Raw genomic sequence first — 14,120 nt, forward strand, 5'->3', positions numbered from 1 at the left:
ACTGACACAGACAGCCAGGAAAGAGATTGCATCTTTCCTGGTTTTCGTTTATTATAATAAATACTAATTTTAAATTTTGACTTTATATTTCGGATAAAGGTACAGACGCCCATGGCGTGAAAGACGTATCCCGTCCTAGAGAAGGATCCGGAGGGCGGTTCTGGATGTGATGCCGTTCCTGGAAACGGCAGATGAGAGGCTGATATTCAGATCCATGGTGAAATGGAGCACATCATGGCCCTGGCTGGCACATGGGCGGATGCTACGACAACTGATAAGGAGGAATGATTTATGAAGCTGCTGGAACAATGCCAGAAATGGAATGAGGAAGATGAATTCCAGAAGATCATAGACACGCTGGAGGCCATCCCTGCCGGGGAGCGCACGCCAGAGATGGACAGCGAGCTGGCCCGGGCATACAGCAATCTGGCAGAGCCGGGAGACCGGGAGCTGTTCCAGAGGGCCATTGGCCTGCTGGAGCCCCATGAAGCCCGCCCCGGCGATGCGGATACTCAGGAGCTGATCGACAGCTGCCGCCGATGTCTGGCTTTGCCGGGGTTTGAGAAGAATTTCCGGCAGCGGACGAAGGAGGCCTGGGCAGCTTTTGCCGGGATCGAGGCAGAGCTTCGCCGGATCATGGATACGGATGAGATGCGGGAGAGGGGAGAAGAGCTGGTGGAGGAATGCCAAAAAGTCCTGGAGCTGGCCTTCTGTTCCCCCTCCTTTGAACTGGGCGTTGGCGTGGAGAAGTATGAACTGATCCTCAGCGCCGACGGAAACCGGTCGGCCCTGTTCCCGCTGGTCTATTTCCAGCGCCGTGCGCCGGAGTCTGTGCTGGAGCACTGGAATATCCTGGTGGGACGTCAGCCCTCAGCGGGATTTTCGCTCCAGGCCGGGGAACTCCAGGTGCAGGCGGAGGACGTGCTGGTCTGGACAGAGCCCAGGGAGGACCGGGTTTCCCTGACTCTTTACTGTGAGAAGCTCCTGCCGCTGATGAGGGAGGAGGAAGATAAGGTATGGTGGCTGCTCTGTACCCTCACAGACCAGGTGCTGGGGGAGGTGTCCTCCATTGCTCTCATCCATGATCTGGATATTGTGGAACAGCCCAGGTCTGGAACAGCGGTCCTGCTTTCTGAGCTTCCGGGGAAGCTTCGGGATATGGGATATACACGATGGGACGATGCTGGGGATTATCTGGAAAACAGCTACATTGCCTATGAGCTGGAGCCGGTGAAGGATCCGGAGGCCGACTGGCGTCTGGATGTGGGGGCCGGTTCAACCCGCCTGCCGGTCCTCATCAACGACTATATGAGGTCTGAGAGCGGAATCATGGACGATTACCACAGAGACGGCATTGCGGCCGGCTTCCTGTGTTATCCACTGGATGGATTTACCGGGGAAGGACGGGCGGAGGAAATTTTAACGTTCCGGGACGCCTTGCGGGAGTCGGTCCGGGAACATGCGGGAGAGGATGCAGTGACGTTTCTGGGCGGGGCCACTGGCCTGTATTACGGGTATCTGGATCTTATAGCCTGGGATCTGCCCGCTGTCCTGGATGCGGCCAGGGAATTTTTTGCTGGAACAGATATGGCCTGGGGCGGATTCCACGTGTTCAGGAGGGATGTGGGGGCCGTCCGCCTGTGGGAACAGGAGGGAGAGCCACAGGTGGATGCAAAGACCGGTTCCCTGCTTTCGGCCCAGGACATTGAAACGCTGGGATCCTTTGAGGATGGAGTATCGGGGTATTTTGGGAAAATGCTCCAGTGGCTGGAGGACTTTATTGAGCGGGGCGTGGAGACGGGACGGTTTACCAGCCGGCAGGCCAGACAGGATCTTAAGATCGCCCTGTGGTATTCCTATGCCTGCAACAATCTGGATGAGTACAGATATTATTATAAGGCGGCCCAGTGGATGAAGGATTCAGAGAAAAATGCCGGGGGCTGTGCCACATGGTACTACCGGTACTCGGTGGCCCTGATGTACTGCGGCCGGCTGGAGGAGGCACTGGATTATGCAGAAAAGGGGATCCGGGAGGAACCGGATTATCCATGGATCTGGCTGCAGGCGGCCAAGCTGCGGTCCCATTCCGGCGATAAAGCCGGAGCATTGGAGGCCGTGGCCCACGGCCTTAAGCTGGAGCCTGGCGATCATGAGTTCCTGACGCTCAAAGGAGAGATCGAGGCCGGGGAGCCGCTGGAGCGGATGGAATACCACTGGATCGATCCCGGAGCCGACCGGAATCTCCAGCAGGGCCTGGATGAAGATGCCGATGAGAAGCAGCGGTCCATTTCCTGCATTACCGTCAATCGGGAAGGACTGGAACGGTTCTGGAATATTTTTGGGCCGAAACCGGAGCAGTATGCGCCAGACGGGCCGTTTACCCAGTTCCCCTACACAGTAAACGGACAGACCTTTGATCTGGTATTCCAGATGAACGAGGCCGGCATGTCCAGCCTCAGCGCAGACTGGCTGGAGCGGCTGGCAGACTGGCTTAAGGAGGGGCGGTGGCTGGAACGGAACCACCCGGACGGCAGGCCGGCCTGTCTGGATACGGTGCTGGTGGGACTGGATTATCACATGGGCCTGGTCTATCATCTGATGGAAGAGGACGAATATTTCCAGATATTCCTCCTTCCGGACGGGACCGAAAAGGAGGGCGCGTTCTGGTCCCCGGAGGAGAGCAGCGGGCCGGAGGTTTATACCATAGAAGAGATGGAAGCAGTGGAAGAGCATATCCGGAAATATTTTGGGGAGATCGGGCATGTTTTCCATGAGCTGGTCTCGCCGGATATCCATGTGGACATCTGTGTGGTTCCCCCTGACGGGGAGCGGGAGTATTATACATTGGTCACCATGGGCATGGGAGCCCGCCGGATGCAGGTCCCGGAGGAGCTGGCAAAATACCGTCTGGAGCGGGCAGAGCTGGCCATTGCCCTGCCGCCGGACTGGAGGCTGGACGAGGAGTCCATGAAGGATGAGCGGTGGTACTGGCCGGTCCGTCTGTTAAAGGTACTGGCCCGTCTGCCCATCCAGTCAGATACATGGCTGGGCTGGGGTCACACCATGGACAATCAAAGGCCCTTTGCAGAGGACACAAAGCTCTGCGGCGCGATCCTGGGAGAGCCTCAGAATATCCGGAAGGAAGGCTTTTTCTGTCATCTTCCCGGCGGAGAGGAGATCAACTTCTACCAGGTCATCCCCCTGCACCGGGAGGAGCTGGAGTATAAGCTGGAACACAATGCGGAGGCCCTGTTGGAAAAGCTTGCGGAGGCGGACTTTGTAGTCCATCCGGACCGGCCGGCAGATCTTTTATAAAAAACTTTTCAGAACCCCTTGACTGTACTGTTGCTGTACGGTTTAAAATGACCGGGTGATCAGAAAACGGGAACAGGAAAGGAATCGAAGAGATGAAAAAGATACATAAATTTGGGATGACGGCTGCCTGTACAGCCATTGCGGCCGGAGCACTGTGGCTTTGCTTTGGAGAGAAGATAAAGATCCTCCACACCTCCTTAAGGAGTTTTAAGGATGAAAATCTGGCGTATACCTTCCAGCATACTCCGGAGATCCAGCCGACAAAGAAAATAAGCCGGGGAAACGATCCCTTCCAGTTTTTAAAGGAAGAAAACGTTTCCCTGGCGGACGGCTTCCGGTTTAAGGGTGGATTTTATCCAACAGAGGGATTTCTTGAGGATACAAAGACCTCGGCCCTGCTGGTGGTGAAGGACGATGTGATCAAATATGAAAAATATTTTTATGGAGGGGATCCCCAGACGCTGTTTTCGTCCAATTCCATGGGAAAATCCTTCGTTTCAGCGCTGATGGGGATCGCAGTAGCCGAAGGCGCTGTGGAAAGCATCGAGGATCCCATTGGAATGTATGTCCCGGAGTTTGCAGGGACGGATCTGGAGTCCATTCCGATCCGCGCCTGCCTGCAGATGGCTTCCGGGATCGATTTCAATGAGGATACGGATATGAGCCGGTTTTCCATGCGCACCCTCATGGGCACACCATCCATGAAGGTGATCGCAGACCATGGGGTGCAGGAGGAGCCGTATACCCACCGCAGATATCAGAGCATTAATACAGAGATCCTGGGCCAGATCATTAAAAATGCCACCGGACGCAGCCTGGCGGAATATATGGAGGAGAAGCTCTGGAAACGGATCGGCGCAGAGCAGGACGCATACTGGACTCTGAGCAACGGGACGGAGCTGGCCATGGGAGGCTTAAGCGTCTCCCTCAGGGATTATGCGCGGTTTGCAAGGCTTTATCTGAACGGGGGCAGCTTCCATGGGGAGCAGATCCTCACAAAAGAATGGGTGAGGGACAGCATGGATGTCAGCGCAGCCTATTCCAGGCCCGGGGCAAACCAGGACGTCTATAACGCCATTGGATATGGGTACCAGTGGTGGGTGCCGGAAGGGGATCGGGGAGAGTTCATGGCCATCGGCGTTTATGGCCAGTGGATGTACGCAGATCCCTCCAGGCAGATCATCATAGTAAAGACCAGTGCGGATCCGGATTTCATGTCCCAGGACTATGAGCTGAAGCATGTGGATTTTTTCCGGGCCATTGCAGGCGGACTATTATAAAGCCCCCTGCCGTCTGGCCGCCTCTCTTAGGATATCCACGCTGGCTCCTGGGATCCGGCCCAGATGGTCCGGGCCCACATTTAGAAGATAGTTAATACCCAGGCCGTTTAATTTCTTCCGGATGGCCAGGATGGTCTCGGCGCTTTTCCAGTCCTGGTCCCAGGCACAGTAGCCCCAGCTGTGGTTTAAGGTGGCGGCGGTTTCGTAAAGGCCGTAGGGAGAGGGCTTTAAGCCGTCGCAGCCATTGAGATCCAGCCCGGCGGGATCCAGCTCCCCATCTCCGGGAATGGAATCCGGGATCTCGTTGTCCCCCAGAGAAACGTAATCATAAGCGCCGTTGCCCAGCCGGGAGTTGATCAGACAGTCCGGCTGGTATTTTTTTACCAGCTCGAAAAGCTCACGGCTCTGGGAATCCCGGATGGTCATGGGCACATCAAACCAGATCAGGCACAGCTCCCCATAATTTCTTAAGAGTTCCTCCACCTGGGGGCGGATCTTGTTTTCAAAACAGATATCAAAGTTTTTTTTCGCATTGTTGGGAAAATCCCAGTCGTTGCACCAGGACTGGCCGGCGCAGGGGATATGGCCGGAGAGATAGCCGCCGCCGTGCTCCTCATGCCAGTCCAGATCCTGGGAATAGTAGAGACCGAATTTCAGACCGTGCTTATAACAGGCCTCGGCCAGTTCTCCTACCACGTCGCGGCCAAAGGGCGTGGCCTCCACCACGTTGAAGCGGTCGGCCCTGGAATGGAAGAGGGCGAAGCCGTCGTGGTGCTTGCTGGTCATGACGAAATACTTCATCCCGCATTCCTTTGCCAGACGGATCCACTGGTCCGCGTTAAAATACACCGGGTTAAAGGCCGTTGCCAGCTTGTCGTATTCTGCCATGGGGATCCGTTGGTTGGCCTGGATCCATTCCGCATAGCTGCTGCTTTTTTTTCCGTTCCATTCTCCGCCCAGAAGGGAATACAGTCCCCAGTGGGCCATCATGCCGTACTGGGCCTCTTTAAACCATTTTCTCATATCCATTTCCAATACCTCCGGTAAAAGCTGTTGTGTTTTCATGGGCATGACTATATAATAAATTTTAGAATAAGTACATGGGATTTTTGTACAGAAAGATGGACTTTTTGGATGGATGGAATTTTTGAATGTCCGTTTCTTACGGGAAACTGGGGCTCTCTAAGCCTAAATCTCCTGGAAGCGGCTATGTTTTACGGAGATACGTCATGGAATTTTCCAAATACCAGGTCGCCGTTCAACCGGATCTATTTTATGATGGACGGGGAGGCATACCTGGAAAATGAGGAGGAGCGGGTGGAGCTTCTTCCGGGAAACGTGTACCTGGTCCCGGCGGAGTGCCGGTACAGCTACGTGTGTCCCAGCACCATGCAGAAGTTTTATATCCACTTTACCATGGAGCTGCTCCCAGGAGTGGATCTGTTCAGCCATCTGGGGAAGGTCTGGGGGCTTCCTTATGAATGGGATTTTTTAGAGGACATTCTGGGAGCCGTCCAGAAGGAATCCGTCGGAGGCCTCCTTTATCTGAAGGCGGTATTTTCACGCCTGGTCTATGACTTTTTTGAACAGGGAGCAGGGGGCGACGGGTATCTGGAGTCCTTCCGGGGATTTTACCGCCAGAGGTCGGTCCTGGATTATCTGGAGGGGCATCTGAGCGCAGGGCTCCGTATCCAGGAGCTGGCGGATGCCATGGATATGCCGGTCCATCAGCTTTCCAGGTCCTTCCAGCAGGATACAAAGATGGGATTAAAAGAATATATGTCCCGGCAGCTGGCCCAGAGGGCCAGGCAGATGCTGGGACATACGGATATGCCGGTGTGGGAGGTGGCGGAAACGCTGGGATTTACAGATCCATACTATTTTTCACGTTTTTTTAAAAAATATGAAAAATTATCCCCCCGGGAATACCGGAAGCTGCGGTTTTAACCACAGCCTGCGGCTATTCCAGAGGCTGGATGTAGAAATTTCCGATCACGTCGCTGGAGTTTAACACGCTGACGAAGGTGCCGGGGTAATGGGCCAGGATCTGTTTCCGAACCTTCCGCACATCGCTGTCGGAAAGCACTGTGTAGATCAGGTACTTTTTATGGGCGCTGTAAAAGCCCATGCCTTTAAAGATCGTGCTGCTGTGATGGGTCAGCTCCAGGATGTCAGCGGAAATGGATGCCGGATCCTCGGTGATGATCAGCAGGGTCTTTTTATGGTATTTTTTATAAAAGGTATTGATCACCTGGGTATTACAGAACTGGAAGATGATCGAATACAGGGCCTTATCCATACCAAACAGGAAGCCAGAGGTCAGGATCACGGCAGCGCTGAAGAGCAGCATGTAATTAAAGGTAGAGATCTTATATTTTGCGGATAAGGTCATGGCAATGAAGTCTGTGCCGCCGCTGCTGGCATTGTTGTTGAGGATCAGGCTCATTCCCAGGCCGTTGATGATGCCGCCGAATACGGAGATCAGCAGGATATCGCCGGTGATGGGAGTTACGGGAAGCTGGTCCACCAGGACAGAGACCACCACGATGCTGATACAGGAAAGGATCGTAAACTTTTTCCCAACAAAGCGGTAGGCCAGCATGGCCGGAATGGCATTAAAAAATACGTTTAACAGTGTAAACGGGATCTTAAGGCCGAAGAAGGTCAGGGCCACCCTCTGGATCAGCTTGGAGAGTCCGGAAAAACCGCCGGGCACCAGGCCTCCCTGTTCCACAAAGGTGTTCATGTTGATGGCCAGGATGGCGCTTCCGGCCAGGATCAGTAAAAAGGAGAGGATCTCCTTAAGGTCTGTTTTTTTCTTTTCCATAGTACCTCCTAAAATGGAATTGTGGTCTATATCATACCATTTTGGCTTTGGCTCTGCAATCGCAAAATGAAAAACATTGGAAATTAATAAGGAGGGAATCGCTGATGTATATTGCAGATCTGCATATTCATTCCCGGTATTCCAGGGCCACCAGCCGGGAGCTGACGCCGGAGACCCTGGAGCTTTCTGCCAGGCGAAAGGGGATCCGTCTTTTAGGCACAGGAGATTTTACCCATCCTGCCTGGCGGGCTGAGCTGGAGGAAAAGCTGGTCCCGGCAGAGGACGGGCTCTGCCGGCTGAAGAAGGAGTATATGCGGGAGCCGGGAGAGGGAGAAGCGTGCAAAGGGACCCGGTTTGTGGTTTCCGGGGAGATCAGTTCCATTTATAAACAGGACGGCAGGGTCCGGAAGGTCCACAGCCTGATCCTGCTGCCGGGACTGGAGGAGGCAAAGCTTTTATCGAAACGGCTGGAGGCCATCGGGAATATCCACTCAGACGGACGGCCGATCCTGGGGCTTTCCTGCCGCGATCTCCTGGAGATCATGCTGGAGACATGTCCGGACGGCATCTTCGTTCCGGCCCATATCTGGACACCGCATTTTTCCATGTTCGGGGCCTGCTCCGGCTTCGATACGGTGGAGGAGTGCTTCGGGGACCTGGCTCCCCATATCCATGCGGTGGAAACGGGGCTTTCCTCAGATCCGCCCATGAACTGGCGGCTTTCGGCTCTGGACCGTTTCCAGCTTATTTCCAATTCCGACGCCCACTCTCCTGCAAAGCTGGGAAGAGAAGCGAACCTGCTGGATACAGAGCTGTCCTATGCGGGGCTTAAGAGAGCGGTGGAAACGGGGAACGGACTGGCCGGCACCATTGAGTTTTTTCCTGAGGAGGGAAAGTACCATTTTGACGGCCACCGGAAATGCCATATCTGCATGAGTCCTTTGGAGGCGGAGAGCCATGGAGGGATCTGTCCGGTATGTAAAAAGAAGATGACCATGGGCGTCTCCCACCGGATCGATCAGCTGGCCGACCGGCCGGAGGGCTTCCTTCCGGAGAGAAGAAAGCCCTTTGAGAGCCTGGTCCCGCTGCCGGAGGTGATCGCCGCTTCCACCGGGAGGTCTGCGGCCAGTAAAAGGGTACAGGAGGAATATCTGGATATGCTCCGGGTGTTGGGGACGGAATTTGAGATCCTCCGGGAAGTGCCCATCGAGGACATTCTCCGCCATTTTGGACGTCTGGCGGCAGAAGGAATCCGGCGCCTTAGGAACGGGGAGGTCACACGGCTTCCGGGCTTTGACGGGGAGTACGGAACGATCCGGCTGTTCCGGCCAGACGAGCTGGAAAACCCCGATGGACAGATGACCATGGCCGGGATCTTTGGAGCCGGGGGAGGAGAGTCCTGGGCTTCTGATGACAGAAAGGAAGACAGGAGAGAGGCATGTGATACCGGGGACCTGGAGCTGGCAGGAAAGATCCGTGACTCCAGTGTCCGGGCCGGGGCAGAGGGCATGGATGGAAATATCCTGGAAGCGGATTTCCTGGCCCGCCTCAATGAGGGGCAGCGCCGGGCGGCAGAGCACCCGGCCCGTGCCGTGGCCGTGATCGCGGGGCCGGGAACAGGAAAGACCGGAACCCTGGCGGCCAGGATCCGCTGCCTTACAGAGCTCCGCCGCGTAAAGCCGTCGGAGATCACAGCGGTCACCTTTACGAACCAGGCAGCCGGGGAGCTGAAGGAACGCCTCCGGAGGGAAATGCCGAACCGGAGCGCCGCGGGACGGATCCAGACGGGAACCTTCCATTCCATCTGTCTGGCGCTTTTAAAGGCAGCGGGTAAGGAGACCGTACTGGCAGACGGCCTGGAGTGCCAGAAGCTGGCGGAGGCAGTCATTGAAGACATGGGACTGAAGCTCCGTTCTTCGGAGCTTTTAAGGGCAGTATCGGAGGAGAAGACAAAAAGGATCCTGGGAGCAGGAGAAGCGGAACCCATGTCCGAGGGGCTCAGAAAAGCGGCAGGGGCCTATGAAGAGCGGATGCGGGAGCAGGGGCTCATGGATTTTGACGATCTTCTGACGGAGGCTCTGGGGCTTCTGTACCTGGCATCAGAGCCGGTCCGGAAATTCTGCCGCCGGTTCCGATATCTTCTGGTGGATGAGTTTCAGGATATCAGCCCCCTGCAATACCAGCTGATCCTGGCATGGAACCGGGAGGGGGATGAGCTTTTTGTGATCGGGGATCCGGACCAGTCCATATACGGCTTCCGGGGATCAGATCCGGAATGCTTTGCCCGCCTTATGGAGGATTTTCCGGAAACGGAGGTGATCCGGCTCCGGGAAAATTACAGGTCCACGGCGTGGATCACAACCGCCGCCTGCGGCATGATCTCGAAGAATCCAGGTGAGAAAAGGGAACTGCTTCCTATGGCAGGAAATGGCCTGCCGGTCCGCGTGCTGACGGCGTCCGGCAGACGCTCCGAGGGGATCGCTGCCGCCAGGGAGATCAGCCGGATGGTGGGCGGCATCGACATGCTGGATGCCGGGGAACGGGCCCGTTCTGGAGAGGAACAGATCCGAAGCTTTTCAGATATCGCGGTGCTGTGCCGGACCAACCGCCAGGTGGAGGAAATGGAGGAGTTTCTGAAAACCGAGGGGATCCCGTATACGGTCACTGGAAAGGGCTCATTTCTGGAAGAGGAGAACGTACAGAGGGCTCTGAAGTTTTTCCGGGCGCTGTACGGAAACGGGACCGGAGACTCACCAGAAGAAGGGAGCTGGGATCCGGCGCTTTTGGAGGCATACAGGCCATTGAAAAAGAAACGGCCGGCGGCGCTGGTGGAAAAATGGAGCCGGGACATGGGACTGGCCGGGGATGGGGCGGTGGAAAAGCTTTCGGCCATGGCTGTCTTCCATAAGACCATGGAGGAATTTTTATACCTGCTGGATTTTGGAGAGGAAGGAGACCTAATGCGGCGGGGAGGAGGCTGCTGTACGGCGGATACTGTCTCCCTCATGACGCTCCATGGGTCCAAGGGCCTGGAGTTTCCGGCAGTGATCCTCTACGGGGTCCGGAAGAATTCGATCCCTCTGGAGTATTTTAAAAACAGAAAGGCTGGATCCGGGCCGGAAGAAGGAGATCCGGAAGCCGGACTCCAGGAGGAGCGGCGTCTGTTTTATGTGGGCATGACCAGGGCAAAGGAGGAGCTGGTCCTTCTGACCTCCGGGGAGCCGTCCGTATTCCTTTCAGAGCTGCCGGAAGAGGCTCTTTTGCGGGAGACGGTACGTGGACCGGGGGAGACAGGGATGAAGCAGCTGAGTTTGTTTGATTTTATGTAGGAAGGGGAATGTTTATGGAGAGATATCTGGGACATACATGTGGAGACAGGGTCCAGACGGTAAAGGAACATCTGGAAGGGACGGCCGTGCTGTCCGGTGAATTTGCGTCCCGGTTTGGAAAACGTGATTGGGGGTATTGCTGCGGCCTTCTTCATGATCTTGGAAAGTATTCAGCAGCATTCCAGAAAAAAATAACGGAGAACAGCGACAGGCGGGTGGATCATTCCAGCGCCGGAATGCAGGTGTGCTTTGAAAAAGGCGGTATGTATGGATTTATGGGGTATTGCATTGCCGGGCACCATGCCGGACTTCCCAATTATGGAGCACCGACGGATGATGCCGGTTCTTCCAGTCTGTGTGGGAGGAGGAAAAGGAAGCTGGAGGATTATCAGGCTTACCGGAACGAGATCAAGATTCCCGAACTGGCATCCGTTCCTTTTGACGTAAAAAAAGCCCATGACCCGGATTTTTCCATGAGTGTGTTCATACGGATGCTCTATTCCTGCCTTGTGGATGCGGATTTTCTGGACACAGAAATGTTTATGAAGGACGGAGAGACAGGAAGGCTTCCTGGGGACTCCCTGGAATCCCTTTTGGAACGACTTGAAATGTATATTTCGGGCTGGCTGGAAAGCGATGAGGAGGAGACTGTCAATGGGAGAAGAACGGAAATCCTGAGGCATTGTCTGGAGTCCGGCTCTATGGAAAGGGGACTGTTCCGTCTGACAGTACCGACTGGCGGAGGAAAAACGATCTCGTCGCTGGCATTCGCCCTGCGTCATGCTGTAAAGCACGGGATGGACCGGGTGATCTATGTGATCCCGTATACCAGTATCATCGAACAGAACGCCGCTGTATTCCGGGAAATCCTGGGAGATTCAAATGTCCTGGAGCACCACAGCAATATGGACGATTTTACGGCAGAGGGACTGGAGGAAACAGAGGAATTAAAGGCCATGCATCTGGCGGCGGAGAACTGGGATAAGCCAGTGATCGTGACGACCAATGTGCAGTTTTTTGAGTCCTTGTATGGAAGCCGGTCTTCCAGGTGCAGAAAGCTCCATAATATTGCCAACAGCGTGATCATTTTTGACGAAGCCCAGATGCTTCCGACGGATTATCTGAAGCCATGTACGGCGATGATCGAGGAGCTGATTGCCAATTACCGGGTCAGCGCAGTTCTCTGTACAGCCACACAGCCGGCGCTGCGGCCCTTTTTTCCAAAGGAAAGGCACATCACAGAGCTTTGTCCCCGTATGGAAGAGCAGTTCCGCTTTTTTAAACGGACGACCTTCTGTGACCTGGGAACTGTATCAAAAAGTCAGCTGGAGGAGCACCTGAGTGCGGAAAGAAAGGCGCTCTGTATCGTAAATACCAGGAGACAGGCACAGGAGCTTTATAAGGAACTGAAGAGCGAGGGCGTTTATCATCTTTCAACGTCCATGTACCCAAGCCACCGGAGACGGGTCCTGGAGGAAATAAAAACGCGTCTGGACGATGGAAGAAAGTGTCTTGTTGTTTCCACAAGTCTGGTGGAGGCAGGAGTGGATCTGGATTTTGATACCGTATACCGCGAGCTTGCAGGCGTGGATTCCATGATCCAGGCGGCAGGAAGGTGCAACCGGGAAGGAAAAAGAGGAGCCGGAGAAAGCAACGTTTTTACATTCTCTCTGGAGGGAGAAAAGACACCTCCCGGTCAGGCCCAGCAGACCGGTATAGCGAAAAGCCTTTTAGAGGAAGGAATGGAGTTTTCTTCCACTGGATCCGTGGAAGAATATTTCCGGCGTCTTTATCATGTGAGGGATGAGAGCCTGGATAAAAAGAAGATCCTGGAGGCGTTTAAAAATAAGAGCTATCCGTTTGCTACGGTTGGAAAAGAGTTCCGTCTGATCGAGGAGGAATCGATTTCAGTTGTGGTAGCAAGGGAAGAAGAGGCAGAAGAACTTGTGAGGCAGATCCATGTAAGGGGATGCACCAGGGAAGATCTGCGCAGACTCCAGCAATATTGTGTGCCTGTGCATAAGGATGTACTTGATAAGCTGTCGGGGGCAGGGATGATCCGGCCTGTTTTAGAGGAACTGGGAAATCTCTATGAACTGACAGCGAAGGAACGATATACCGATGAGATGGGGCTGGATCTGGAGATAGAGACAGGGATCGCCAGCTTTTTTTAGGAGATTCAGAAGCGGTTAGTTTCACAGAGAACTTTGGAATGGTGAAAAAACCATTAAAAAAGCAGCAGCGGCAGGGGAACTCAAAAAATTCCTACTGCCGCTGCTACTTTTTGTGTTACAACTAATATTAATATTTCAATCCCCTGGGTAAAGCCAGACAAATAAATGGTATAGTAAATCCATCCAAATTTCAAGTGTATTTTTATGATATAAAATATTTCATTAAAATTAATGTAATTAAAAGTATTGAACTTTCATGGAGCGTGTAGTATAGTAAAAACAGAAGAAAAGGAGGCGCATATGTTATTATACCATGGCAGCAGCGAGACCGTAGAATTTCCCGAAATCAGAAAGGCCAGATTTAATAAGGACTTTTATTTTGGCTTTTACTGCACCCAGTACCGGGAGCAGGCTGTAAGGTGGGCATCCCGGTATGGGAAAACAGGTTTTATAAATACTTATGAATATACGCCGGATCCGGGACTGAACTATCTGGTGTTTGAAGAGATGACAAAGGAATGGCTGGATTTTATCGTATCCTGCCGCAGGGGGATCTCCCACACCTATGATATTGTGGAAGGGCCCATGGCAGATGATACGATCTATAATTATATTCAGAATTTTATGGACGGAAAGATATCCAGAGCCGCATTCTGGGAGCTTGCCCGGTTTAAATACCCGACTCATCAGATCAGTTTCCATACGGTGTCGGCGCTGGATACGCTGCAATTTATAAAAAGCGAGGAAGCATATGGCAGAGAAAAATAATGACAGGCTTTTTTTTACATGCAGTCTGATCGAGTTTATGGGAAGAAGGTTAAAAAGAAGCAGGGAAGAGATCACCGATATTCTGGGAAAAGAGCGGCTGGAACGGATCTATGAATACGCGGATGTATTCCACTGTGAGCCGATGGAAAAGGTATCGGAAACATTTATCGAAGAAACAGGGGCGGAAATGGGGGGATTTGATAACGTTAAGAAATGCAGATATACGGTTCCCGATTATTGGGATATCGGAGAGGTATATGAACGGCTGATCGAGGACTGTTACAGCGACGGAGATATTTTAAAGGGGATCTGGGAGGTATATCATTCCTGGATCAATGCCAGTATATCGGATTTTAATACAGATTTCTATTACCAGCCCAGAGACTATATCGCGGCATGCTATCAGGCAGGGGAGGTTTTGTAAAGG

At 53.7% G+C, this 14,120-nt stretch carries 9 protein-coding genes; 7 read left to right on the top strand and 2 right to left on the bottom strand.

Annotation, left to right across the window (positions count from 1 at the left end; genetic code table 11):
- The first annotated feature begins 291 nt into the window (after positions 1 to 291).
- Entirely contained in the window at positions 292 to 3,315 is a 3,024-nt protein-coding gene (locus tag ACI6NM_RS00905; protein WP_262427551.1) for a suppressor of fused domain protein, read from the top strand.
- Positions 3,316 to 3,407: 92 nt separating this feature from the next.
- On the top strand, positions 3,408 to 4,595 hold the full coding sequence (locus ACI6NM_RS00910) for a serine hydrolase domain-containing protein (protein WP_215653563.1): 1,188 nt from the start codon (positions 3,408 to 3,410) through the stop codon (positions 4,593 to 4,595).
- On the opposite strand, the gene ACI6NM_RS00915 is transcribed toward ACI6NM_RS00910, so the two are convergent.
- The gene (locus tag ACI6NM_RS00915; RefSeq protein WP_262427552.1) at positions 4,590 to 5,624 is read right to left on the bottom strand and encodes an alpha-L-fucosidase; all 1,035 of its coding nucleotides are present in this window, start codon (positions 5,622 to 5,624) and stop codon (positions 4,590 to 4,592) included. The genes ACI6NM_RS00910 and ACI6NM_RS00915 overlap by 6 nt on opposite strands.
- A 105-nt stretch (positions 5,625 to 5,729) precedes the next feature.
- Here ACI6NM_RS00915 and ACI6NM_RS00920 point away from each other — a divergent pair, with 105 nt between their 5' ends.
- The gene (locus ACI6NM_RS00920) at positions 5,730 to 6,542 is read left to right on the top strand and encodes a helix-turn-helix domain-containing protein (protein ID WP_158357189.1); all 813 of its coding nucleotides are present in this window, start codon (positions 5,730 to 5,732) and stop codon (positions 6,540 to 6,542) included.
- Between the two features lie 13 nt (positions 6,543 to 6,555).
- Here the strand turns inward: ACI6NM_RS00920 and ACI6NM_RS00925 are convergent, their stop codons facing one another.
- Positions 6,556 to 7,422 (bottom strand): YitT family protein, encoded by an 867-nt coding sequence (locus ACI6NM_RS00925; protein ID WP_022273942.1) that lies wholly within the window; start codon positions 7,420 to 7,422, stop codon positions 6,556 to 6,558.
- 104 nt (positions 7,423 to 7,526) lie between these two features.
- Between ACI6NM_RS00925 and ACI6NM_RS00930 the strand changes: the two genes are divergently transcribed.
- The 4 genes from ACI6NM_RS00930 to ACI6NM_RS00945 all read left to right on the top strand — a co-directional run bounded on the left by ACI6NM_RS00930 (position 7,527) and on the right by ACI6NM_RS00945 (position 14,117).
- On the top strand, positions 7,527 to 10,751 hold the full coding sequence (locus tag ACI6NM_RS00930) for a UvrD-helicase domain-containing protein (protein WP_337811137.1): 3,225 nt from the start codon (positions 7,527 to 7,529) through the stop codon (positions 10,749 to 10,751).
- A 14-nt stretch (positions 10,752 to 10,765) separates the two neighbouring features.
- Positions 10,766 to 12,925 carry a CRISPR-associated helicase Cas3' gene (gene cas3 / locus ACI6NM_RS00935; RefSeq protein ID WP_262427554.1) on the top strand — a complete coding sequence of 720 codons (2,160 nt, stop codon included), beginning with the start codon at positions 10,766 to 10,768 and terminating at the stop codon, positions 12,923 to 12,925.
- A 300-nt stretch (positions 12,926 to 13,225) separates the two neighbouring features.
- Positions 13,226 to 13,693 (top strand): DUF3990 domain-containing protein, encoded by a 468-nt coding sequence (locus tag ACI6NM_RS00940; RefSeq protein ID WP_262427555.1) that lies wholly within the window; start codon positions 13,226 to 13,228, stop codon positions 13,691 to 13,693.
- Entirely contained in the window at positions 13,677 to 14,117 is a 441-nt protein-coding gene (locus ACI6NM_RS00945) for a hypothetical protein (RefSeq protein WP_215653557.1), read from the top strand. The genes ACI6NM_RS00940 and ACI6NM_RS00945 overlap by 17 nt, the downstream gene beginning before the upstream one ends.
- Positions 14,118 to 14,120 lie beyond the last annotated feature (3 nt).

Source organism: Pilosibacter sp. YYHA0881 (assembly GCF_051602715.1).
Classification (GTDB): Bacteria; Bacillota; Clostridia; order Lachnospirales; family Lachnospiraceae; genus Alitiscatomonas; species Alitiscatomonas aceti.